This is a genomic window from Nonomuraea sp. NPDC048901, assembly GCF_040649695.1.
Lineage (GTDB): Bacteria > Actinomycetota > Actinomycetes > Streptosporangiales > Streptosporangiaceae > Nonomuraea.
In genome coordinates this window covers 807727-831232 of sequence record NZ_JBEZFW010000001.1, presented here as the reverse complement: position 1 = coordinate 831232, position 23506 = coordinate 807727, and the positions used below count along the sequence as shown (strand labels likewise).

The following is a 23506-nucleotide window of genomic DNA, read 5'->3' as shown; positions in this document are numbered from 1 at the left end:
GCGTCCTTGGCCGACCGGGGCGCCGCGAGTTCGCGCGCGCCCCCCGCACCACCCCGGTCACCGTCAACCGCCCGTCACCACGTTGAGGCCCTTGGCCTTGAGCTGCTCGACCATCGCCTGCTGGGTCTTGGCGAAGGCGTCGGTGAGCGTCCCGTCGCCCTGGACCGCGGCCTTGGCGTTGTCGGTCAGCGAGGAGTAGAGCGCGTCACTCACCGGGGGCCAGCGCCAGTCCGTCGCCACGGCGGCGTCGGCCTGCTTGAAGACCTCCCAGATGTTCTGGCCGCCGTAGAAGGGGAAGACCGTGTCGTCCTTCTGGAGGTTGGTGATCTGGCTGGTGTCCTTGACGGACGGCCAGCCGTACCCGGCCGACAGCAGGGTGTTGACGCTCTCGGGGGCGCTGTTGAGCCAGACCGCGAACTCGGTGGCCGCGCCGGGGTTCTTGGTGCCCTTCAGGATGGCGGAGGCCGAGCCGCCGCCCCAGCTCGCGGAGGTGAACTGGGCGGCGCCCGCCCACTGGGGCATGGGCGCGACCGCCCACTTGCCCGAGGTGTCCGGCGCGTTGCCGCGGATGATCGCGTCGCCCCACGAGCCGCCGATCCAGCCCACGATGCTGCCCGTCTGCAGGTCCTTGTACCAGGCGTTGGACATGTCGGCCTCGGTCTTGACCAGTTTGCCGTCCAGCATCTTCTGCCAGTACGCGGCCATCTTGCGGGTGTCGGGGTTGTCGATCGTCACCTTCCAGGCGTCGCCCTCGGTGCCGAACCACTGCTGCCCGGCCTGCTGAGCCAGCGAGATCATCCAGGGCGCCTGGTTGGCGGCGAAGGTCGAGATGTAGGCGCTCTTGTCCTTCTTCCTGATGGTCGCCGCGGCCGCGGCGAAGTCGTCCCACGTCTTGGGCGCTTCCAGGCCCCACTTGGTGAACAGGTCCTTGCGGTAGTAGAAACCCATGGGCCCGCTGGCCTGGGGAATCGCGTAGACCTTGTCGCCGAAGACGCCGGTCTGCCACTGCCAGTCGACGAACTTGGCCGCGTCGTCCTTCGCGTACTCCGTGACGTCCTGCAGGGCTCCGTTGACCAGGAACGAGGGCAGGGAGTCGTAGCCCACCTGCGCCACGTCGGGCGCGTTGCCCGCCTTGACCGCGGCGAGCATCTTCGCGTATCCGCCGTCGGGGCCCGGGGTGATGGTCTCCAGCTTGACCTTGATGCCGGGGTGGGCGGTGTTGAAGGCGTCGACGGCCTTCTGGATGTCCGGCACCCACGACCAGAACGTCAGTGAGACCGGCTGGGCCGGATCGCCACTTGCCGCGGTGCCGGTCGGCGCGCTCGCACCGCCCCCGCATGCCGCCGCGAGCCCTATAGCGACGACAGCGGCGACCAGTCGGGCCGCCCTGGGAATCTTCGATCCCATGCTGACTCCCTTCGAACGGAACGCCTGACCTGCGGGTTCCGGTTGAGGGGAGACATTATTCGTATTTTATTAATAATACAAGAGTGTTGCTGGGCGGTTTCCTGCGATTTCGTGTGACATATGGGACTATGGGGCCCTCGGTAGTGAAGGGGTGCTGAATGCACGATGACTTGCAGGCGGCCATCGAGGGTCTGGTGGCGGAGTTCGGCAGGCAAGTCAGCCAGGTCCGGGAGACACACGCCCAGCTCCGGGAGGTCACGGCCACGGTCTCCGACGGCAACGTGACCGTGACGGCGGGTCCGCAGGGCAGGATCGACGAGGTCGTCTTCCATCCCCGCGTCTACACCCGGCTCTCCCCGTCGGAGCTGGCCCAGGCGGTCCTCGACCAGATCACCGAGGCCAACACGCGGGTCGCCGAGGAGTCGCGGAAGCTGATGGCGCCGTTCGTACCCGAGGGGATGTCGGCCGAGCAGCTGTTCGGCGGCGAGTTCGACCTTGACCGGCTGCTGCCGGACACGCCACTCCAGCGCGGGGAGAGCCGATGAGCGAGTGGGCGCAGGGGTTCGACGTCGCCTGGGGCCAGATGCGTAGGGCGGGCACGGACTGGTGCGCCCCCGCCGCCACCCTGCGTGACGCGAGAGGGCTCGTGCGGTCCGTGCTCGACAGCGCCCCGTGGGGACAGGATCAGTACGGGCGGCAGTTCGCCGCCCGGTTCACCGGCACGCTCGAAGACCTGCTCGACGACTTCCACCAGGGCGCGAAGAGCGTCGACGACCTGACGGAGCAAGTCGACACGGCGGCCCGCAACTACGAGCGGGCCAATCACCTGTATCCGCAGGTCTGAGGCGTGGACCTGAAGACCCTGCTCGGCCCCGCGTTTCCGTACGTGGAACCGGTACTCGGCTGGGTCGTCGGCATGGACTACCCGGAAGGCGACGGCGAGGAGAGCCTGGCGGGGGCCGCCGACCTGCGCAGTGCGGCCGGGATGTGCCGCACGGCGGGCGGCCAGGGGGACGAAGCGCTCAACCACGTGCTGGCCTACGCCGTCGGCCCCGCGGCCACCGCGCTGTGCGGCTACTGGGAGAAGTTCACCACCGATGATCCCGCGTACGTGGAAGAGCTGGCCAAGGCCTGCGAGGCGGCGGCGAAACAGCTCGAGTCATACGGCCTGGACACCGACTACACGCAGAAGTACATCGCGCTCTGCCTGATCCTGCTGGCCTTCCTGCTGCTGCGGTCCTACGCGTTCGGGCCCGCCACGGGCGGTGCCTCGTTCCTGTCCATCGGGCCCGCCTGCTCGATGGCCAGGCTGAACGTCAGGACGATCACCAAGCTGCTGCTGATGAGCATCGCGTTCATGGTCGGCCTGGACGGCGGCACCCAGCTCTGGCAGTTCGCCGAGGGTAAGCGGCACGAATGGGACGGCGGCAAGACGGCCACGGCGGTGGAGGGCGGGCTGCTGACCGGGCTGGCGTTCGCCGGGCTGGGCGGGATCATCGCCAAAGTCGGCGGTCCGCGGCTGCTGGGCGGCGTCGTGCTGAAGGAGGAGCTGACGGCGCGCGAGCGGGTGGCCGCGTTCCTGACCCAGACCGTGGGCGGGGTGGCGACCCAGAGCAGTGTGGCCTCGGTGATCGGCTCGATCCCCATGCTGTACGAGAGCGGCCGGCTCACTCCGGAGATGCTGGCCAAGGCGGCGGTGGCGGGCTTCGTGGGCGGCATCGACGGCAGGGCGGGCTACGCGGGCCCGCGCGCCGCCGACGGCCTGCGCATGCCGCGCCTGGGAGAGGCGCCACGACTGGACGGCACCCGGCTGGAGGGCACGCGGCTGGAGGACACGGGGCGTCCGGCTGATCAGCGGGCGCCCGCGTACCACTTCGGCCAGGACCCGCACGACGGTCCGGGCCGGCCGCCGCCCGAGGTGACCGGACGGGCCGAACCCGGCGGCGGCGGGACGGCCGTGCCGGTGCTCACTCCCAGGCACCGAGAGCTCATCCGGCAGAGCCGGCACGAGGTCGCCGCGGGCGTCTGGTACCGGGATCCGGGCCGGGCGGTCATGCCCAGCGCGGACATGCGGCTGCTGCGGCAGACGCCCGGCGTCATCAACGTGGGCATCCGCACCGACCGCCACGGGTTCTACATCGGCGACGAGCGGCTGTCGAGCCGCGACGTGGGCACGATGCTCGCCCACGACCCGGCCGTGCGGGCCGACCCCACCGCCAAGCTGCGCCTCCTGGGCTGCGACCTCGACCAGAATCGCGTCGCGGTGCGGCAGCTCGCCGACCTCACCGGCCGGGAGGTCATCACGGCTGACAAGCTGGTCTACATCGGCGCCGACCGGCAGGCGCACACCGGGAGCATCCCTCAATACCGTGCCGACGGCCGGCCGATCTTCCGCGACGACGGCCAGTGGCACCACACCCGGCCGGAGCAGCCGCACCAGCAGCCGGCCGTCCCGGCGGACATGGCCCGGCCGAGTCCCGAGCTGCCGCCGGGGGCGCTCAACGAGGAGACACTGAAGGCGAAGCTGGAGCAGGAGAAGCCGCAGCCCAAGTTCCTGGCCGGTGGCCAGCATGGAGTGGTGCAGACGGTCCGGTTCCGCGACGGCACCGTCCTGATCCGGAAACTCCATCTCTACGGGCATGTCACGGTGAAAAAAGACCTGCTCGCCTCCCTCGTCGGGCGGATGGTCGGCGCCCCCGTACCGCACGTCATCAGGGATCCGTTCAACCGGGACGCGGTCTACATGCAGTTCATGGACGGCGTCGACCGGTCCGAGATCAGGGGCGAGATGTTGCCCTTCTACGAAAGTACGGGGGGAAGGCGGCTCGGCCTGCTCGACGCCCTGGTCGGCAACACCGACCGCAGGGGCGGCAACTGGCTCGCGTACGGGAAGGACGGGGTGGGCGGCATCGACCTCAGCAGGTCCTTCTCGTTCGGCCTCGACAAGATCGAGTACGCCCAGAACGACTTCGCCTGGCACTACATGGACGACGACGGCGAGTGGATCGACAACCAGCTCACCCGCGAGGACATCGACGTGTTCACCGAGCGGATCCAGGCGCTGCGGCCGGAGTTCGAGCGGCTGGGTCGCCAGGCGTGGCACGACGAGGTGCTCGACCGCCTGTACCAGATCGCCGACCACGCGACCGGCGACGTGCCGTTGACCCATGAGCCGGTCCACCACTTCGGCGGGCTCCTGAGGTGACCGAGCAGCTCATCAGCCTCTATGCGATCATCGGCTGGCAGCCGTCCGTTCTCGACAGGTACCGTCCGGAGGGGAAGAGGCCATGATCATGGTCGCTCGGGTGTTCGACGGTGTCCGGGACGGGGTGCCGTACTTCGAGCCCGGTCATCCGCTGGTGGACAGCCCAGACGAGCGCGAACGGCTGGCCGGCTACCTGGAGGCGGGCACGCCGATCCTGGGCACCACCGGACTGGACGTGGACCGGGTAGAGCCGGCGCGCGGCGAGGTGGTGCCGCTGAGCTTCCGCACCGACGGGACGTACGTCTGGACCGACACGGTCACCTACTACCTGCGCACCCACCACCTGCGGCCGGACCCGGAACTGTGCGCCCACATCGCGGCCGGCGGGTACGTGTGCCCCGAGGTCGGCGAGGACGCCGCCGCGCGGGTCCTTCAGGAGTTCTACCGGTTCTCCGCCGAGTCCGGATAGCCGATCGGGTGAACCTGTGCGGCCGGCGGTCCGTACCTCTACGCAGGACGTGATGTCGCGAGCCGAGGAGGTCTGCCACGTGGGCGTTCGTCGTCGCCGGACCGCGGGCGTGGCCGTCGTCGCGCTCGGCCTGCTCGCCGGCGGCCTGCTGCTGCCCGCCGCACCGGCCGGCGCCCACGGGGCGCTGGAGAACCCGCTCAGCCGGGCGGCGGCCTGCGGCGCCGACAGCCCACTGTCGAAGAAGTCCCCTGCCTGTACGGCCGCCATGGCAGTGAGCAATACAGAACTGCCCGACGAGTGGGACAACCTCAGGGTGGCGGACGTCGCGGGCCGGGACCGCGAGGTGATCCCCGACGGGAAGCTGTGCAGCGGCGGCATCGAGGGCTTCGGCGGCCTCGACCTCGCCCGTGCCGACTGGCCCGCCACCAGGCTGACGGCTGGAGCGGGGTTCACCTTCAAATATCGCGGCACGATCCCGCACAAGGGGACCTTCCGACTGTACGTCACGACGGACCGCTACGACCCGTCGCGTGCCCTCAAGTGGTCCGACCTGGAGAGGCAGCCCTTCCTCAAGGTCACCGACCCGGCGATGGCGGACGGCTCGTACGTCATGAAAGGGCGGCTGCCTGCCAGCAAGAGCGGCCGTCACCTGATCTACACGATCTGGCAGAACTCCGACACGCCGGACACTTACTACTCCTGCTCCGACGTGGTCTTCCGCGCCGCCAAGGCCGCCGCCGCACCGTCCGAACCCGCACCCACGGACTCCGCCGCTGCCGAACCCGCACCCACCGACTCCACAGCCGACGAGGCCGCAGCCAACGACCCCGCGACCGACGACCCTGGGTCCGATGAGCCCGGGTCCGATGAGCCCACGACCGACGAGTCCGCAGTCGCCGACCCCGCATCCGAGCCCGTGGCCGCCGCGCCCGCGGCCGCTCTCGCCGGGAGCAGCGGGAGCGGCGGCCTGCCGTGGGCGGTCGGCGGCGTGGCGCTCCTCGCCGCCGTGGCCGGGGCGATCATCGTGCTGGCCCGAGCGAAAGGCCGCCGCCCGAGGTAGGGGCCCGAGTCACAAGTCGCGGTCTCAGCACTCGGGATCAGGGCCCCGGCCTCCCGAGATCATCGGGAAGCCGGGGTCCCCGTCCGGTCAGCCCGTCGTGATGAAGCCGTCCGGGTTCACCACCACCGGGGACTCCAGGTAGAGGTCGCGGTATTCGTCCTGGATGCCGCTGTTGTGGATCTGGATGGCCAGCGGGCCGGCCTGCCCGGCGGTGGTGTCCTTGAAGGCCAGCACCTTCACCGCCGTACACGTGGGCGTGCCCGCGGTGATCGGGCAGCAGGCCATCTTGGCCTCGCCGGTGCTCTGGTTGGCCACGAGCTCGCACTGACTCCAGTTGTGGATGTCCCACTTGGTGTGCGGGAACTGGGTGAACAGGCTGCCGCCGCCGTTGTTGTGACCGGGGCGGTAGTCCCAGTGGCCGCCGTTGGGCGGCTGGAACTGGATGGCGCTGAGGGCGTCCCTGATCGGCGTGGTGGTGCCCCAGATCAGCACGGTCGGCGCGTGGTCGCCGGACACCTGCCGGACGCTGAAGATCCAGCGGAACGTGCCGGTCTGCTGCTTGTTGTAGTAGATCCAGCCTCGGCCCGCCGTACCGGTGCCGTGGATGGCGTTGTCGCGTACGGTCCAGCCGGCCGCCGCGTGCGGGGTCCAGCCGTTCAGCGTGGTGCCGTCGAACATGGAGACCAGGTACGGGTCGCCGTACGGGTTCTGCGCGACGGGGGTGTGGACGGCGAGATCGGGGCTCGGCGGGGAGGCGTTGCCGGCCGCGTCCCGCGCGACGACGTGGATGGCGTGGTCGGTGTCGGCGCTCAGGCCCGTACAGGTGCCCGTGGTGGTCTGTCCCGAGACGGTGCCGCACGGCCGCCCGTCGCCGAACAGGTCGTAGAAGGCGACGCCCACGTCATCGGCCGAGGCCGCCCAGGTCACCGTGACGCTCGACGAGGTGATGGCCGTCTGGCTCGGCTGGCCGGGGGCCGTGGGCGCGTGGGAGTCGATGGGCCCGGAGACGGTGAGCTTGTCGAGGTTGGGCCCGCCGGTGGCGGCCGTGGCGGTCGCCCTGACCGTGTTCGCCCCGGCGTTGAGCTGGGCGGTGATGGGGAGGTCGACCCAGGTGTCCCAGTTCGCCGTGGGGTTGAACGCCTTGCCGGCCGCGACCACGGTCCCGTTGACCGAGATGTCCAGTGGGCGGTTCTCCTTCGTGCCGTTGGCGTAGCGCAGGGTCAGCGTCGCGGTGGCCGCCTCGGCGGCGTTCACGGTCCACTCGACGTAGCCGCCGGTGGTGTTGACGTAGTCGACGAAGCCGGTGCCGGTGAAGCCGGTGTGGTTGGTGGCCACCGCCGCTTGGGAGAGTACGGCGCTCTCCGCCTGGTAGGCGATGTCCTGGGTGCTGGAGGGGGTGACGTCGAGGAAGTCCAGGTTGGGATTGCCGTTGGCGGTGGTCGCGGTGACCCTGACCGTGTTGGCGCCCGCGCGCAGCGTCGCGGTGAGCGTGGCGGTGGTCCAGGTGTCCCAGGTGCCCGTGCTGGTGAACGCGTGGCCGGTGGCGATCGCCGTGCCGTTGACCGTGATGGTGGCGGGGCGGTTGGTGGTGGTGCCGTTCGCGTAGCGCAGGTCGAGGGTCGCGCTGCCGTCCGAGGGGGCGGTGACGGCGAACTCCAGGTAACTGCCCGAGACGTTGTCGCCGTTGACGTAGCCGGTGCCGGAGAAACCCGTGTGGGTGGTCTCCAGGACGCCCTTGGAGATCGTGGCGGCCTCCGCCTCGTAGCGGTTCGTGGCCGCCTGCGCTATACCTCCGATCAATGTCGTCGCCAGGAGGGCGAGCATGGCTAAGACAGGCACCGTTCTGGACATGGCGCAGCTCCCTGTGACGTGCGCTCGTTAACAAACTTTCCTAATATTTCTTGATATGACCACCGGCAGCCAGGCGAGTCAATAGGTCGGATGTGTTCACTTGGAACGGCATGGAACGCCCCTTTGTCAGGAGATATCGCTACACAGGGGAAAGGCGCCCATATGGAACTGCGGACCCGCTTCACCGAGGCGTACGGTCTGACCACCCCGATCGCGCAGGCCGGCATGGCGTTCGCCGGGATGCTGCCGGAACTGGCCATCGCGGTGAGCAACGCCGGCGCGCTGGGGTCGCTCGGGGTGGGGCTCATGCCGACCGCCGCCATGGTCGAGACCATCGAAGCGGTACGGGCCGGCACGACCGGGCCGTTCAACGTCAACTTCGTCACCCCCTTCGCCAAGCCCGAGCAGATCGACGCGGTCTGCGCGGCCGGCGTCGCGGTGGCGTCATTCCACTGGGGGCATCCGCCGAAGAGCTGGATCGGCCAGTTGCACGGCGCGGGCGTACGCGTCTTCGAGCAGGTCGGCTCGGTGGACGACGCCAAGCGGGCGGTGGACGACGGGGTGGACGTCGTGGTGGCGCAGGGGCTGGAGGCGGGCGGGCACAATTACGCGACCCTGCCGACGTTCGCGCTGGTCCCGCTGGTGGTCGACGCGGTCGCCCCGGCGCTGGTCCTGGCGGCCGGCGGGATCGCGGACGGCCGTGGGCTGGCCGCCGCGCTCATGCTGGGGGCCGACGGCGCCTGGATCGGTACGCGACTGGTGGCCACGACCGAGTCGGCGGCGCACGAGGGCTACAAGAGCCGGCTGGTGACGGCACGGGGCACCGACACCGCGCGTACGCCGATGTTCGGCCCGGAGCATCCGGCGTTCAATCCGACTCGGGTGCTACGTAACCGGGTCGTCCGCGAGTGGCACTACCGGGCCGACGAGGTGCCGCGCGACACCTCGGGGCTGGAGGTCATCGGGCACACGGTGGTCAACGGGGAGCCGGTGGAGATGCACAAGTTCTCCTTCCTGGTCCCGATGCGCGGCCTGACCACCGGCGACCTGGAGGAGATGGCGCTGCTCGCGGGCGAGGGCGTGGGCCTGGTCGACTCGATCGAGCCGGCGGCCGTGGTGATCGACACGATCACCACGCAGGCCCGCGCCGCCCTCGACCGCTACAGGGGAGCATCCTGAGCGTCACCAGTTGGCGGGCAGTCCCGGTGTGGTCGCGGGCAGGGCACGGCCGGGCGGGTGGATGACGTACACGATGCCGCCGCTGCTGGAGCTGCGCAGCCAGACGTTCTCGAACGCGGCCCGCGGATAGACGTGCCGCACCGCGTCGTCATCGGCGGAGGCGGGGTCGTTGGCGATCACGTCGCCGTCGGCGGTGAAGCCGACGATCACCATGATGTGCCCGTTGGTGCCGTACCCGGCGCCCGGCAGCTCGCCCTTCTTGAACGACTGCGAGGTGATGACCGGGATGCCGGCGCTGATCAGCTTCTCCAGCTCGGTCAGCGTCCGCAGGCGGGTGACGAAGCCGTCCATGCCGTAGCGGCCGGCGTAGGCGGTGTTGAACGGCCAGTTGCCCGCGCCCTGGTAGGCGTGGTCGTAGGAGAAGCGGGCAGCGTAGTCGACTTCCGGATCGGGATCGGACGGATCCACCCAGGAGGTGTCCTCCGCGCTCGGCCACTTGTCCCAGTAGCCCAGGACCATCGTGGTCGAGGTCGGGCTGCACCAGGCCTGACCGCCGCCGTCCCATTCGGGGTAGTGGCCCTCGTGCACGTTCTGGGAACGGCGCGGCACGGCCAGCTCGGTGCCCCACGCGCCGCCGCCCGGGCTGACCGGCACGGTCTTGCGCTCGGGCACGTTCGAGGCCATCGCGCCCAGCGTCCGTACGGTCGGCGTCACGGCGGAGCCGGGCGTCCGGTACAGGGTGAGGCGTAGCTGGTAGGCGTTGATCTGCTTGTCCGCCGCCGCGACGAACGTGTCCACGGAGACGGTGCCGTCGGCGTCGGCCTGCCCGGGCACCGAGGTGCGGCGGATGTCGCCCTCTCCGTACGCCCAGCGGCCGAGCACGTACCACTTGCTCAGCCCGGCCGTGTGCCGGGTGCGCGCCTCGACCTGCAGCCAGCTGCCCGCCGGGAGTTCGGCGGTCCAGGAGGCGATGAGCTCGGTGGCGGCGAAGCCGATCGGCCGCTCCGGGCCGATCCAGCGGGCGTACTCCCAGCTCTTGGTGCCGAGCGCGTCGGTGTAGGTGGTGGTGCCGACCGCGGCGGCGAACGACAGGCCCTCACCGATGGCCGTCCCTTCGGGCGTGCCGGAGGCGAAGTCGGCCCGTTGATAGACGACGTCCGTCGTGGCCGCCGCGGGTTTCGTGGCGGCGAGGCCGGTCGCGGGGGCCGCCAGGGTCGCGGAAACCAGGACGGTGGAGAGGAGTACGGTCAGCGCGCGCATGAACCTACCTTGCTTGGACGGCGCTCGATGCGGCAGACAGTAGACATAGAGGGCATACAACGCATCGGAAAATGTACGTAAGCGCACTGTCCGCTATTTAGCTCAAGCTCGCAGGGCCGCTTGGCGCTCCAGCCGGGGCAGCCGCATGGTGACGGTGAGACCGCCCTCCGGCCGCGCCTCGGCGGTGACCGTGCCGCCGTGCGCGTCGACGATGGCCCGGACGATCGACAGTCCCAGCCCCGCGCCGCGCGCCGACCGCACCCGATCGCCCTGCAGCCGGCGGAACGGCTCGAACAGGTCATCCACCTCGTACGGCGAGACCTGCGGCCCGGTGTTCTCCACCACCACGACCGCCTCGTCACCCTCCTGCCGCAGACGCAACCACACCTCCCCGTCGCGGACGTTGTACTTGATCGCGTTCTCCAGCAGGTTGAACACACAACGCTCCAGGAACAGCGGGTCACCCATCGCGAGGGCGGCGCTCAGGTCCTGGTGGAGGGTGACCGGCCGCTTGCGGGGTTGCAGGTCCAGCTGCTCCTCCACGGCCAGGATCACCTGGCGTACGTCGACGCTCTTGCGGACGGCGAGCTCCTGCTCCGACTGGGCCAGCAGCAACAACCCCTCGATCAACCGCTCATAACGCGCGTTGGTCCCCAGCAACGCACGAGCCAGCGCCTTCAGATCCGGAGAGGCCGCCGGCTCCTCCAGCGACACCTCCAAAATCGTGCGATTGATCGCCAACGGCGTCCGCAACTCATGCGAGGCATTACCGATGAACCGCCGCTGCGCCTCGAACACCCGATGCAACCGATCCAACATCGCGTCGAACGTATCGGCCAACCGCTTGACCTCATCCCGCGGACCCCGCAACCCGATCCGCTCATGCAACGTACTCTCCGACAACCGCCGCGCCGTCTCCGTCACCCGATCCAACGGCCGCAACGCCCGATCAGCCATCAAATAGCCGAGCACGAACGCGATGAGCCCGATCACGATCATGATGACCACCGAGGACCGCAGCATCTCGTCGAGCACGCCGTCCGCCCGCTGCTGGACGTTCACCTTCTCGAAGACCATGTCGCTCTTGACAGCGCCCTCCTGCACGGGCCCGGCCCGCTCGCCGACGATCCTCATGCCCTTCGCGGGGAACTGCTGCTCCAGGGCCTGCCCCGTGATCAGGTACGTCGACCAGAGCAGCAGCGATCCGGCGACGAAGAACGAGCCGCCGTACAGGAGCGTGAGCCGCATCCTGAGCCCCAGCCGGTTCCATGGGCGCACGGCAAGGCCGTCGGGCTCCGTCACGACCAGCACCCCTTCCGCTCTGGGTAGAGGATGACGGACCACGTGTCAGCCCGGGGTAAGCCAGCATGATTTCCGTACGGTCGATTACGTGACCATCAACCGGCAGGCATCCGAACAGGACGGCACACTCCTCAAGAATCGCGACTTCATGCTCTTCTGGACTGGGCAGAGCATCAGCGACCTGGGCGCGGCGGTGACGACGCTGGCGGTCCCCCTCGTGGCCGTCACCATGCTCCGCGCCACCACCTTCGAGGTGGGGGTGCTGACCGCCTGCGCCACGGCGGCCTGGCTGATCATGACGCTGCCCGCCGGAATGATCGTCGACCGCGTGGCCAAGCGCCCGCTGATGATCGGCTGCGGCGTGGCGCGGGGCGCGGTGGTGGCCTCGATCCCCGTCGCGGCGGCGCTGGGCCATCTGACGATCAGCCACCTGTACGCGATGGCCTTCCTCGTGGGCTCGATCAACGTCGTCTTCGAGATCGCCTGCCAGAGCTACCTGCCGGTCCTGCTGTCGCGGCGGCGGCTCATCGAGGGCAACGGCAAGATCGCCACGACCAACGCGGTGGCCCTCGCCGTCGGCCCTTCCCTGGCGGGCGGCCTGATGACGCTGCTGCACACCGCGGCTCGGGTGATGGTCGTGGACTGCCTCTCGTACGTGATCGGCATCGCGTCCCTGCTGCTGATCCGCACCCCCGAATCACGGCCCCCCGTCCGTGAATCCCGGAGCATGCGCAAGGCAGCGGCCGAGGGGATCACCTTCGTCCTGGGGCACCCGGTGTTGCGGCGCGTCGTGGCGTGCAGCGCGATCTCCAACCTCTGCGACGCCATGATCACCACTCTTGTGGTCGTCTTCGTACTCGGCGACCTCGGCGCCGATCCCGCCACGCTCGGACTGGTGCTGGGGCTGGGCAGCGCCGGCGGGATCGTGGGCGGCGTGCTCGCCACGTCGTTCGCGAGGTGGGTGGGTCCGGCCAGGGCGTTATGGGCGGGCAAGCTGTGTCTCGGCGGGTTCACGCTGCTCATCCCGCTCGGCGGGCCCGGCTGGGGCGTGCTGGCGGTGGCGGCGGGACTGTTCGCCTCGCGCCTGTCCACCGTCGCGTACAACGTGCTGCAGATCACCTACCGGCAGTCGATCTGCCCGCCCGAGCTTCTCGGCCGGATGAACGCGAGCATCCGGTGGCTGATCCGCGGCGCCATGCCGTTCGGCGGCCTGCTGGCGGGCACCCTCGGCGCGTGGCTCGGCGCCCGCACGACCCTGGCGGTCGCGGTGACCTGCTCGTGGCTCGCGGTGCTCTGGCTGGTGTTCTCACCGCTGCGGCGGCAGCGGGACATCGCGCTCACGCCGGATTGGTCCTGATCACCTTCCCCTTGGTGCTGGCCACCAGGTAGCCGCTCCGGTTGTACTTGTCGCTCACATAGACGAGCAGCGCCTCGCGGGCACCCAGGAACTCATAGGCGGGGTCCACGACGATGTAGTGGGTGGTGGGCTTGCGGACGCCCAGAGATTGGTCCGCCTTGCGGAGCAGGGCGGGCAGGGCGTCCCAATTGAACTTGGTCAGGTCCACCGGATCCTCGTCCGTGGTGCTGCCGCCGGGCTGGGGACTGACGGTGCCGTCGCGGTACATGAACATTTCGTAGACGCCCTTCTCGCCCTTGACCGGCGCCTGGACGCTCGCGTACTCGGGGTAGATCACCATTCTGATGACCTTGGTGCCGCCTATCGCCGGCTTCAGCTTGGCGATCGCGGTCCGGATCCCGGCCGGGGTCAGCAGGTTGCCCGCGTCGGCGGCGGCCGTCTCGGTGTCCTCGGGCGTGGCCTTGGGCGTGGTCTTGGGCTTCCGCCCGGATTTGGTGGCGGTGCTGGTCGGCTCCCCGGACCCGGTGGAACGCGGGTCGTCGGCGGCGTCGCCGTTCAGTATCGGGGGCAGGAACGTCCACACCAGCACGCCGACCACCACGACCACGGCGGCGGACACCGCGATCATGGCCGGGTGCGCGCCGCGCTTCGATCGGTGCCTGGTGCCGGTGACCGAGCGCGGGAGCGGCGGGCTGGTGTTCATCTGGGCGTACTGCGGGCCGGTCGGCTGCGGGCCCATGGGTGAGTGCGGGCCTAAAGGCGGGTGCGGGTACGGCGTGCCGCCCGTCGGCTGTGCGCCCATGGGCGGCTGCGGGAGTGGTGGGCCCGGGGCCCAGGCCGGCGGCGCGAGCGGCATCGACGCGGGGGCCTCGGCCACCGAGGCGAGCATGCGGTCCAGCGTCTCGGCGTCGGGCCGGGCGGCCACGTCGCGCGTGAGCACGTAGCCCAGCACGGGACCGAGCGCTCCGGCCCGCTGCGGCGGCGGCACCTCCTGGTTGAGCACCGCGGCCAGCGTCGCCAGCGTGGTGGCCCGGCGCAGCGGATGACGGCCTTCGACGGCGACGTACAGCAGCATCCCCAGCGACCACAGATCCGAGGACGGGTCGCCCTCGTAGCCGTTGATGCGTTCCGGCGCGATGTACTCGGGCGAGCCGATGAACGAGCCGGTCGCGGTCAGGCTGGTGGACTCGCGCACCGCGGCGATGCCGAAGTCGGTCAGCACCGACCGGCCGTCCGGCCGCAGCAGGACGTTGGCGGGCTTGACGTCGCGGTGCTGGATGCCGACGGCGTGCGCGGCCCGCAGCGCGGAGAGGATCTCGCGGCCGAGGCGGGCGGTCTCGTGCGGCGTCATCGGGCCGCGTTCGAGGCGTTCCTGGAGCGATCCACCGGAGACCAGCTCCATGACGAGCCACGGATAGCCGCCGTCGCCGTGGTCCACGATGTGGTGGATGGTCACGACGTGCGGGTGGTTGAGCCGGGCCAGGGCGCGGGCCTCGCGGAGCACCCTGGCCCGCAGCTCGCGGGCGCCCTCGGGGTCGCGCTCGTCCATATCCGGGTCGGGCGGGCGTACCTCCTTGAGGGCGACCTCCCGGTGCAGGGCCACGTCCCAGGCCCGCCACACCAGGCCCATGCCGCCGCCGCCGAGCCGTTCCACCAGCTCGAACCGGTCGTCGATCACCCGTCTGCGCATGCAGAGCAGCGTACGCTGTCGGCCTGGCCCAGGATGGGCCGTCTCATATACGGATTTTCCGCTATTTGTCGCTGCTCACGGGTCATTCAGCCCGGCGCCTTGCGGCTCAGGTGCTCCCAGGCGCGGTACACCTCCGTACGAGCCTGGTCCATCTGCTGGACGAGGTCGAAGGAGTGGCTACCGACGATCAGCCGCAGCGGCGGCTCCGGAAGATCGACCAGCTCCATGATGACGGGCGCGGCCGTGCTCGGCGCGGGTCCGGCGTCGTCGCCCCACATCTCGGCCAGCTTCGTCCGCAGGGGCTCGTACTCGGGAAGGTGCTCGGTCACCGTGGTGCCGACCGTGAACAGTCCGGTGTCGTACCCGCCCGGCTGAACGATCGTGACCTTGATCCCGAACGGCTCGACCTCCATCGCCAGCGCCTGGCTGACCGAGTCGAGGGCCGACTTGCCCGCCGCGTACAGACCGACCGAGGCGAATCCCCCGCCGGAGCCCATCGAGGTGATCTGCAGGATGTGCCCGGAGCCCTGCTTGCGCAGGTGGGGGACGACGGCCTGGGTCACCCAGATCGCGCCGAAGAAGTTGACGTCGAAGTGGGCCCTGATCTGCTCCTCGGTGGCCTCCTCCAGCATGCCGAACAGGAACCCGCCGGCGTTGTTGACCACGACGTCCAGCCGCCCGAAGGCCGCCGCCGCCCGGTCCACTCCGTCCCGCACCGCCGCGCGGTCGGAGACGTCCATCGCCAGGCGTACGAGGCGGCCCGGATGCTCCTCGGCCAGCTCCGCGAGCGGATCGACATTGCGCGCCGCCGCCACGACCCGGTCTCCAGCGGCCAGCGCCGCCTCCGCGAACGCCCGGCCCAGACCCCGGGACGCCCCGGTGATGAACCACACTCGGGTGCTCGTCACAGGCCCCACCTCCTCAACTTCAAGACGAGACGATTCGTCTCGCCGCGATGGACAGCTTGCCCGATCTCATCGAGTTCGTCAAGACGGAACGTCTCGTCTCTCCGTACTGATATCCTCACCGGCATGTCCATTGCCAAGCAGCCGGACCCCGGCCGCCGCAACGAACGGTCGCGCCAGGCGATCCTCGACGCGGCACGCGAGCTCGTCACCGAGGTGGGGTACGCGAAGGTCACGATCGAGGCCATCGCCGCACGAGCGGGGGTGGGCAAGCAGACGATCTACCGGTGGTGGCCGGGCAAGGGCGCGGTGATCTTCGACTCCTTCCTGACGCTCAGCGAGGGAGTCGAGGGCTTGGCGCTGCCCGACACGGGCGACATCGAGGCCGACCTGAAGGTGGTCATGCGGGCGACGGTCGCCGAGTTCGCCGATCCGGCCTTCGAGGCGCCGATCAGGGCGCTCAACACGGAGATCATCCACGATCCGAAGCTCGCCGCCCAATACCGCGAGAAGCTGGCCGGCCCCGTGGACGAGGCCAAGAAGGAGCGACTGCGCAGTGCGCAGCGGGCGGGCCAGTTCGCCGCGGACGCCGACCTCGACCTGGCGCTCGAACTGCTCCACGCCCCCCTCTACCAGCGCTGGCTGCTCCGTTCCGGGCCGCTCACACCCGAGTACGCCGACGCCCTGGTGGAGCTGACACTCAAGGCATTCCGCCCGCTGGAGTAGTGCGGGCCCTACCCCTAAGTAGCCCGGCAACCTGACTGATCTTGAGGGCCGGAGAGCCAAGGATTGGGACATCACCCCAGGGAAAGAGGAGATGTCCAAAATGCGGAAGTACCTCGCAGCAGCCGCGGCCGCCGTCGTGCTCCTGAGCGCCGCCTCGCCGGCCATGGCCGCCGTCGCCACCACTGAAGGCGTCCAGCAGCATGTCGACCGGCTGACCAAGCAGGACGGTCTGACCGGCGCGGTGGTCTCGGTGCGTGACGCGAACGGCCGCACCACCACGTGGACCTCCGGCACGGCCCAGCGTGGCACCGGCAAGCCGATGGTCGGCGCCGACGGACGGTTCCGCGTGGCCAGCGTGACCAAACCGGTCATCGCGGTGACCGTGCTGCGCCTGGCCGCCGAGGGCAAGGTGGACCTGGACGAGCGGGTCGAGCACTACCTGCCCGGCTCGCTCGACGGCCGGCCGATCACCATCCGCCAGCTCCTCCTGCACACCAGCGGTCTGCCCGAGTACTTCGACCTGGTCGACTGGACCAAGCCCGCGATCCCCGCCGACCACCTCGCGCTGGCGATGACCCGCGAGCCCGTGGGCAAGCCCGGCGAGCGCTGGTTCTACTCCAACACCAACTTCCTGGTCGCGGGCATGCTCATCGAGAAGGTGACCGGCAAGGACTTCCGCCGGGTCACCGAGGACACCGTGCTGCGCGGCCTGCCCGGTACGTACTGGCCCAAGAACGGCGAGCTGGACATCCGTGGCGAGCACGCGCACAACTACGGCGTGAACCCGATGGACCCGAAGGGCGGCGAGACGGACATCACCCAGCTGCCCGGCTACGGCTTCGGGGCGGGCGGCGGGCTGGTCTCCACACCGGCGGACCTGAACCGGTTCTGGCAGGCCATCCCCCAGCGGACGCTGCGGACCATGCTCACCGGCACGGTCCCCGCCACCGACCCGGCGGGCAGTCGCTACGGCCTGGGGCTGTACACCTACCCGCTGAGCTGCGGCCTCGCCCTCATGCACGACGGCGGTCTGCCGGGCGTACGGGTGCTCAGCGGGCGGAACCGGGCGGGCCGGGCGGCGACCGTGTACGTCACGGGCACCCCGAAGGACGATCGGCACCTCTTCGCCGCCTTCGACGCCGCCCTGTGCTCCCCGGCGAAGTAAAGCGGTTCAGCCCACGTGGACGTGCGGCCTGCGTACCGGGTCGGACTCCGCCTTGCGGAGGACCTCGCGGGTGAGGGGCGGCACGTCGCCGCCGCCGAAGACCAGGTAACGCAGCATCGCCACGACCGGGTTGCCCTCGGTCCAGTGGAAGTAGATGTGCGGTACGCCGCCGGTCCGGTCACGCAGGTAGAGCAGGAGCGCGGCCAGCGCGTTGGGCACCGCCGAGCTCTCGATCTTCAGGATCTTGTGGCCGTACCGCTCCTCGCCCTGGACGTGCAGCTCGGTCTCGAACTCCGACGCGTCCGGCACCGTCACCTCGACGAACAGGACCGGCTCGTTGCTGCGCAGCCGATGGGTGATCCACGTCTCGCGGAGCTTGTCGTTGTACTCGGCCTGGTCGCGCTGCTGCGGCTCATTCGCGATCACATGGATGTCGCCGCACGCCTCGTTGACGAACTCCTCGGCCAGCGAGTCCAGGTGCACGTCGATGACACGCAGCTCTGTGGAGCGCGTCGCCCGCGAGATCACCGACAGGCTGACGATGGCGGCGATGAAGAACGAGGCGATCTTCACACCGTCCGGCCGCTCGAAGACGTTGTCGATCAGCGTGTACGCCAGCACCGCCGAGATCACGCCGAACCCGGCCGTCGCCGCGTGCTGGCGTTTCTTCCTGGCCGACAGCGTCACGGCGACCGCCGCCGACAGCATGAGCACCAGCACGCCGGTGGCGTACGCGCCGCCCTGGGCGTCGACGTCGGCGTCGAAGATGATCGTGATGGCGAACGCGATGACGGAGAAGACCAGCACGAGGGGCCGCACGGCCCCGGTCCACTCCGGCGCCATGCCGTACCGGGGCAGGTAACGCGGCACCAGGTTGATCAGGCCGGCCATCGCCGAGGCGCCGGCGAACCAGAGGATCGCGATCGTGCTGATGTCATAAACCGTGCCGAACCAGTTGCCCAGATAACCGTGGGCCAGGTAGGCCAGCGCCCGCCCGTTGGCCTTGCCGCCCTCCGCGAACTCCTCGTGCGGGATGAGCACGGTGGTCACGAAGCTGGAGAAGATCAGGAACACGCTCATGATCAACGCGGCCGTGGTGAGCATCCGCCTGGTGCCGGCGATCCGCTCCTCGATGCCGCCCTTGATCACCGGCATCACCGCCACGCCGGTCTCGAACCCGGACATGCCCAGCGCGAGCTTGGGCATCACCAGCAGCGACAGCCCGATCATCGCCAGCGGGCTGCTGTAACTCACGCTCAGCGCGCTCTCCCAGTCCCACACCAGCCGTGGTGCCTGGAGTACGTGCACGATCCCGGTCGCCACCACCACCGCGTTCAGTCCCAGATAGACGAAGACGAGCGGGACGGCGATGGCGATCGCCTCGGTGAACCCCATCAGGAACACCCCGCCGAGCAGCGCCAGCAGCACCAGCGTGACGATCACCCGCTGCCCGGCCAGGAAGTCGGGCATGAACGGGTTCTCCAGCAGGTGCGCGGTGGCGTCGGCGGCCGACAGCGTCATCGTGATCACGAAGTCGGTCGCGGCGAACCCGAGCAGGGCCAGCACGAAGAACTTGCCCCACCACTGCGGGGCGAGCTTCTCCAGCATCGCGATCGAGCCCTGCCCGTACGGGCTCTCGGCGGCCACCCGCCGATAGACCGGCAGCGCGCCCAGCAACGTCAGGGCCACCAGGAACAGCGTGGCCAGCGGCGACAGCAGTCCGGCCGCCAGCACGGCGATGCCCGGCTGGTAGCCGAGCGTGGAGAAGTAGTCGACACCCGTCAGGCACATCACCCGCCACCACGAGTGCTTCACGTGCGGGCCGTGCTCGATCTGCTTGCGGTCGGTCTGCAGCCCTTCGAGCAGCCACGACCGCAGTGTTCCCTCAGTAGCGACCGGCCGTTTCGCCAGCACCATCCCGGTCACCCTCCATCAATATCGCGCACTACGCACACTAGTGACGGCAGATGGGTGTTTCGGCTGGTGAGGGCGTCAAGAAAACGTATATATCGCGCCAGACCGGCCACGAGGCCGGATGTGAAAACGACCAGCTATGTAACACGGTCGCTCACAGCCGCTTTGAGCTGGGCTCCACTGGCCGAAGCAGGCGAGCTGGAGGGGATCCGGCAGGTTCCTTTGTAACACTGGACAACGTGAGAATCACATGCCAATGTTAGGCCGCTTCAGCCGCCGCGTACCCCTTGGAGCTGGCATGACCCTGCCCGCCGCGCTCGCCGACATCCTGCGTGACCCGCCCCGGGCGTACTCCCCCGCGGCCATCTGGTGGTGGAGCGGCGAGCGGCTGAGACGCGACCGGCTGCGCTGGCAGTTGGAGCGGTTCGCCGAGGGCGGCGTGTGGAACCTCGTGATACTCAACCTGGCGCCGTCGGGACCGATGTTCGGCTCCGACGCCGACGATCCGCCGTTCTTCTCCGAGGAGTGGTGGGCCCTGCTGGAGCAGGTGTGCGCCGACGCCGAGGAGCTGGGGATCTCCCTGTGGTTCTACGACCAGCTCGGCTTCTCGGGCGCCGACCTCCAGGCCCGGCTGGTCGACGAGCAGCCCCGCTTCGCCGGCCGCTGGCTGGGCCCCGACGGCTCGGTGACCACGCGCGGCTTCGACTACCTGTCCGCGGAGGCGTGCGCGGTGCTGATCGACCGGGTGCACGGCGAGTTCGAGCGCCGGCTGGGGCACCGGCTGGGCGGGGTCATCGCCGGCTCCTTCCAGGACGAGCTGCCCGCGGTCCCGACCTGGTCGGACACCTTCGCCGTGGAGTTCGACAAGCGCCGGGGCTACGACCTCACCCCGCACCTGCCGCTGCTGTGGGCGGACGGCGCGCGGGCCGGTGAGATCCGCCGCGACTACCAGCGCACCCGCGCCGAACTGGCGGAGGAGGCGTTCTTCCGGCCGCTCGCCGAGTGGCACGCCCGCCATGGCCTGCTGAGCGGCTGTGACCAGCAGGATCCCGCCCGTGCCGGTCATCCGGTGGAGGGCGTGCAGCTGTACGCCGACTACGCGCGCACGCACCGCTGGTTCAGCGCGCCGGGCTCCGACCACCACGGGGACGCGCGGGTGCATTCCTCGCTGGCCCACCTGTACGACCGGCCGCGCACCTGGATCGAGGCGTTCCACTCCAGCGGGTGGGGCGGCACGCTGGAGGAGACCTTCGACTGGCTGCTGCCCTGGCTGCGGGCCGGAGCCACCCTGTACAACCCGCACGCCGTCTACTACACGACCAAGGCGGGGTGGTGGGAGTGGGCGCCGCCGGCCACGGACTGGCGGCAGCCGTACTGGCGGCACCACCGCGTCTTCGCCGACGCCGTCACCCGGCTGTGCGCGGCCCTCTCGCTGGGTCGGCATGCCTGTGATCTGGCGGTCCTCATGCCCACCGCGACGGCCCAGGCGGACACGCGGCTCGATGGGGTGGGGGCGGAGGCCGCGCGGGCGCAGGAGGTGTACCGCGAGATCGTGGGGGACATGGCCTGGTTCCGGATGCTTCCTGGCGTCCTGGACCGGCTCGGGCTGGACGCCGACGTGATCGACGACGACTCGGTCCAGCGGGCCACCATCCGGCCCGGCCGGACCGGCGGGGCCGGGGACGGTGCGGCCGGGGACGGTGCGGGGGCGGACGCCGCCGTCGGGGACGGCGCGGCCCGGACGCGGCTGGAGGTCGCGGACGAGTCCTATGCCGGTATCGTGCTGCCCGCCTGCACGACGCTCGATCCGGCCACGGAAGAGGCTCTCGTGGCGTTCGCGGATCGGGGTGGGCTGGTCGTCGCCGTGGGCGTGCGCCCGGAGGGGCCGCTGCGCTCGCGGGTCCGCTTCGCCGCGACGACGGCCGACCTCGGTCCGCTGCTGTCGCCGCTGCGCCGGGTCGAGGCGCCGGTTCCCCCGCTGGTACGGGAGTTCGACGGCGCCACCATCGTCTACCTCCAGGCCACCTTCCCCATGGCGAGCCATGTGTCGGTCGAACGGCCGGGTGACCGCGGCATCGACCAGGGCTGGGACTCGGCCACCATCGACTTCGACCCCGCCCGGTACGCCGCCGAGATGCCGGTGAGAGTGCGCGGCGTCTCGGGGACCCCGCTGCTGGTGGACCCGTTCGGCGGCGGCGTGCGCGCGCTGCCGTACACGGTGGAGGGCGAGCACATCGAGGTCGTCGTGCCGTTCGATGCCGGGCCCGCCGCACTGCTCGTCTTCACGGGCGAGCAAGTAGTGGATCCCGAACCGGCCGCGTCCCCCACGGAGGAGCTCGATCTCGGCACCGGCTGGGAAATGGAGCTCGTACCCACCCTGGACGACACCTGGGGCGACCTCGGCCACTCCGGGCCGGTCCTGCACCGCTGGGAGGTCGAGCATCGCGTGGACGGCCTGAAGTGGCGGCCCGCATACGCGACGTTCGGCTCGCACGGCAGCCTGCGGACCGACGGCGAGGAGTGGCGGCCCGCGGTGTACTCGACCTCGCGCGGCATCAGGAAGGACCCCATCCACCGCCTCGACCTCGGGCCCAAGGGGCACGTGCCGGAGGAGTTCCTGGACTTCGGCCAGGTGGCCATGGGGCGGAGTGCCCGGTTCAGGGCCGAGCTGACCGTGCCGGAGCACGGGTTCCTCGCCGTCGGCGCCGCGGCCGCCAAGGCGGTGCGGATCGACGGTCATGACGTCGACCTGGACGACCGGGGCTACCTGGCGCTGGCCCGCCGGCCCCTCTCGCCCGGCAGCCACCTGCTGGAGGTCCGGCTGGTGCCCGAGGACGACGGGTGGCTGCGCGCGCACGTCGCCGTCGTGACGGACCCCGAGCACTACCTACGCCCGGAATGGATCACCGGTCCGGCGGGTCCGACCGAGCTGACCGCCGCGTTCACGCCGAAGGGGACCGTCCTCCAGGTGGCCTCGATAACGGCCTGCCGGGTGCTGGTCAATGGGGTGGAGATGGGCCGGCAGGGTGGCTTCGACCCGTACGCCGACCACCGCAAGCCCCGGGTCCGCCGCTACGACCTGGCCGGCGTGCTGCGGCCCGGCGCCAACGAGGTGACCGTACGGGTCGGTGACGGCGCCGAGCCGGTCCTGGTCGACGGCTGCGTCACCTCCGGCCCTGGCTGGTGGGCGGTGCACGACGGCGAGCGCGTCGCGGCCGAGATCCACCGAACGCAGTACTGCGACCCCGCCGCCCTGCACCTGCCGCGCCGCCCGCACCCCCTCCCCGGCACCTCCTGGCTGTCAAAGGACCGAAACGAACCGGCCGACCCCGCGTCCTCTACAGGGCTACCGGTCGTGCTGCCGACCGTGCTCGCCGAGCCGGGCACGGCGGGGCGCGTCGAATGGCTGCGCTTCCAGGTCCCGCCGGGCGCCACCGCCCTACGGGTGCCCTTGCGCGGCGCGGCCGAGCTGCTGATCGATGGTCAGCCGGCGGCGGAGGGCACCGGCCGCCTGGAGGTGTCCCTCGATGGCCGGACCGGGCCGCGCGAGGCCCTGCTCCGCGTCGTGACCGAGGCCGGGCACACCAGCGGCGCCATCCTCACCGGGCCGATCGAGATCGAGACCGGACCCGGCCCGATCGAGCTGGGCGACTGGGAGCGTTCGGGCCTGCCGGAGTACAGCGGCGGCGTCCGCTACCGCCGCGCCGTCCATCTCGACGAGCGCTCGGACACCGCTCTCCTGGATCTAGGCCGGGTGCGCGGCACCGCGGAGGTGCGGGTCAACGGCCGGTCGTGCGGGGTCAGGGTGTGCTCGCCGTACCGGTTCGACGTCGGCGCGGCGCTGCGGGAGGGTGAGAACACCGTCGAGGTCGAGGTGTACGGCACGCTCGCGCCGCATCTCGACGCGGTCAGCCCCACGCATTTCGTCTTCCCAGGGCAGCGGGTGAGCGGCCTGCACGGCCCGGCGCGCCTGCTGCTCGGCTAGTGCTCCAGCGACAGGCGAGTGACAGGCTCTT

At 70.3% G+C, this 23506-nt stretch carries 17 protein-coding genes; 10 read left to right on the top strand and 7 right to left on the bottom strand.

The window, feature by feature from the left end; all coding sequences use genetic code 11:
* Positions 1 to 63: 63 nt before the first annotated feature.
* Positions 64 to 1407, bottom strand: a complete 1344-nt coding sequence (locus AB0C30_RS04090; RefSeq protein WP_357939360.1) for a sugar ABC transporter substrate-binding protein — start codon at positions 1405 to 1407, stop codon at positions 64 to 66.
* A gap of 158 nt (positions 1408 to 1565) precedes the next feature.
* Here AB0C30_RS04090 and AB0C30_RS04085 point away from each other — a divergent pair, with 158 nt between their 5' ends.
* From AB0C30_RS04085 to AB0C30_RS04065, 5 genes are all read left to right on the top strand, one after another.
* On the top strand, positions 1566 to 1952 hold the full coding sequence (locus tag AB0C30_RS04085) for a YbaB/EbfC family nucleoid-associated protein (protein ID WP_357939358.1): 387 nt from the start codon (positions 1566 to 1568) through the stop codon (positions 1950 to 1952).
* Complete coding sequence (locus tag AB0C30_RS04080) at positions 1949 to 2251, top strand: hypothetical protein (RefSeq protein WP_357939356.1); 303 nt, start codon at positions 1949 to 1951, stop codon at positions 2249 to 2251. Before AB0C30_RS04085 ends, AB0C30_RS04080 begins: the two co-directional genes overlap by 4 nt.
* Positions 2252 to 2254: 3 nt before the next feature.
* The gene (locus tag AB0C30_RS04075) at positions 2255 to 4612 is read left to right on the top strand and encodes a hypothetical protein (RefSeq protein WP_357939354.1); all 2358 of its coding nucleotides are present in this window, start codon (positions 2255 to 2257) and stop codon (positions 4610 to 4612) included.
* 82 nt (positions 4613 to 4694) lie between these two features.
* Positions 4695 to 5081 (top strand): hypothetical protein, encoded by a 387-nt coding sequence (locus AB0C30_RS04070; protein WP_357939352.1) that lies wholly within the window; start codon positions 4695 to 4697, stop codon positions 5079 to 5081.
* 79 nt (positions 5082 to 5160) lie between these two features.
* Positions 5161 to 6141 carry a lytic polysaccharide monooxygenase gene (locus tag AB0C30_RS04065; protein WP_357939350.1) on the top strand — a complete coding sequence of 327 codons (981 nt, stop codon included), beginning with the start codon at positions 5161 to 5163 and terminating at the stop codon, positions 6139 to 6141.
* An 87-nt stretch (positions 6142 to 6228) separates the two neighbouring features.
* Here the strand turns inward: AB0C30_RS04065 and AB0C30_RS04060 are convergent, their stop codons facing one another.
* Positions 6229 to 7992, bottom strand: a complete 1764-nt coding sequence (locus tag AB0C30_RS04060; RefSeq protein WP_357939348.1) for a CBM35 domain-containing protein — start codon at positions 7990 to 7992, stop codon at positions 6229 to 6231.
* 162 nt (positions 7993 to 8154) lie between these two features.
* Between AB0C30_RS04060 and AB0C30_RS04055 the strand changes: the two genes are divergently transcribed.
* Positions 8155 to 9171 carry a nitronate monooxygenase gene (locus AB0C30_RS04055; RefSeq protein WP_357939346.1) on the top strand — a complete coding sequence of 339 codons (1017 nt, stop codon included), beginning with the start codon at positions 8155 to 8157 and terminating at the stop codon, positions 9169 to 9171.
* Positions 9172 to 9174: 3 nt separating this feature from the next.
* Here AB0C30_RS04055 and AB0C30_RS04050 read toward each other — a convergent pair whose 3' ends face one another.
* Complete coding sequence (locus AB0C30_RS04050; protein ID WP_357939344.1) at positions 9175 to 10431, bottom strand: C39 family peptidase; 1257 nt, start codon at positions 10429 to 10431, stop codon at positions 9175 to 9177.
* Positions 10432 to 10533: 102 nt separating this feature from the next.
* Positions 10534 to 11733: a HAMP domain-containing sensor histidine kinase gene (locus tag AB0C30_RS04045; protein WP_357939342.1), complete on the bottom strand. Its 1200-nt coding sequence runs from the start codon at positions 11731 to 11733 to the stop codon at positions 10534 to 10536.
* Between the two features lie 88 nt (positions 11734 to 11821).
* On the opposite strand from AB0C30_RS04045, the gene AB0C30_RS04040 reads away from it, so the two are divergent.
* Positions 11822 to 13090 (top strand): MFS transporter, encoded by a 1269-nt coding sequence (locus AB0C30_RS04040; RefSeq protein ID WP_357939340.1) that lies wholly within the window; start codon positions 11822 to 11824, stop codon positions 13088 to 13090.
* Here AB0C30_RS04040 and AB0C30_RS04035 read toward each other — a convergent pair.
* Both AB0C30_RS04035 and AB0C30_RS04030 read right to left on the bottom strand, forming a co-directional pair.
* Positions 13071 to 14780, bottom strand: a complete 1710-nt coding sequence (locus AB0C30_RS04035) for a serine/threonine-protein kinase (RefSeq protein WP_357939338.1) — start codon at positions 14778 to 14780, stop codon at positions 13071 to 13073. The genes AB0C30_RS04040 and AB0C30_RS04035 overlap by 20 nt on opposite strands.
* An 86-nt stretch (positions 14781 to 14866) precedes the next feature.
* Positions 14867 to 15688, bottom strand: coding sequence for an SDR family NAD(P)-dependent oxidoreductase (locus AB0C30_RS04030; RefSeq protein WP_357939336.1), 822 nt, complete (start codon positions 15686 to 15688; stop codon positions 14867 to 14869).
* A gap of 123 nt (positions 15689 to 15811) precedes the next feature.
* Here AB0C30_RS04030 and AB0C30_RS04025 point away from each other — a divergent pair, with 123 nt between their 5' ends.
* A complete protein-coding gene (locus AB0C30_RS04025) occupies positions 15812 to 16411 on the top strand; it encodes a TetR/AcrR family transcriptional regulator (protein ID WP_357939334.1) in 600 nt (199 codons plus the stop codon).
* Positions 16412 to 16511: 100 nt separating this feature from the next.
* Positions 16512 to 17576 carry a serine hydrolase domain-containing protein gene (locus AB0C30_RS04020; RefSeq protein WP_357939332.1) on the top strand — a complete coding sequence of 355 codons (1065 nt, stop codon included), beginning with the start codon at positions 16512 to 16514 and terminating at the stop codon, positions 17574 to 17576.
* Between the two features lie 6 nt (positions 17577 to 17582).
* On the opposite strand, the gene AB0C30_RS04015 is transcribed toward AB0C30_RS04020, so the two are convergent.
* Entirely contained in the window at positions 17583 to 19493 is a 1911-nt protein-coding gene (locus AB0C30_RS04015) for an amino acid transporter (protein WP_357939330.1), read from the bottom strand.
* A 295-nt stretch (positions 19494 to 19788) separates the two neighbouring features.
* Between AB0C30_RS04015 and AB0C30_RS04010 the strand changes: the two genes are divergently transcribed.
* The gene (locus tag AB0C30_RS04010; RefSeq protein WP_357939328.1) at positions 19789 to 23475 is read left to right on the top strand and encodes a glycosylhydrolase-like jelly roll fold domain-containing protein; all 3687 of its coding nucleotides are present in this window, start codon (positions 19789 to 19791) and stop codon (positions 23473 to 23475) included.
* The last annotated feature ends 31 nt before the right edge of the window (positions 23476 to 23506 follow it).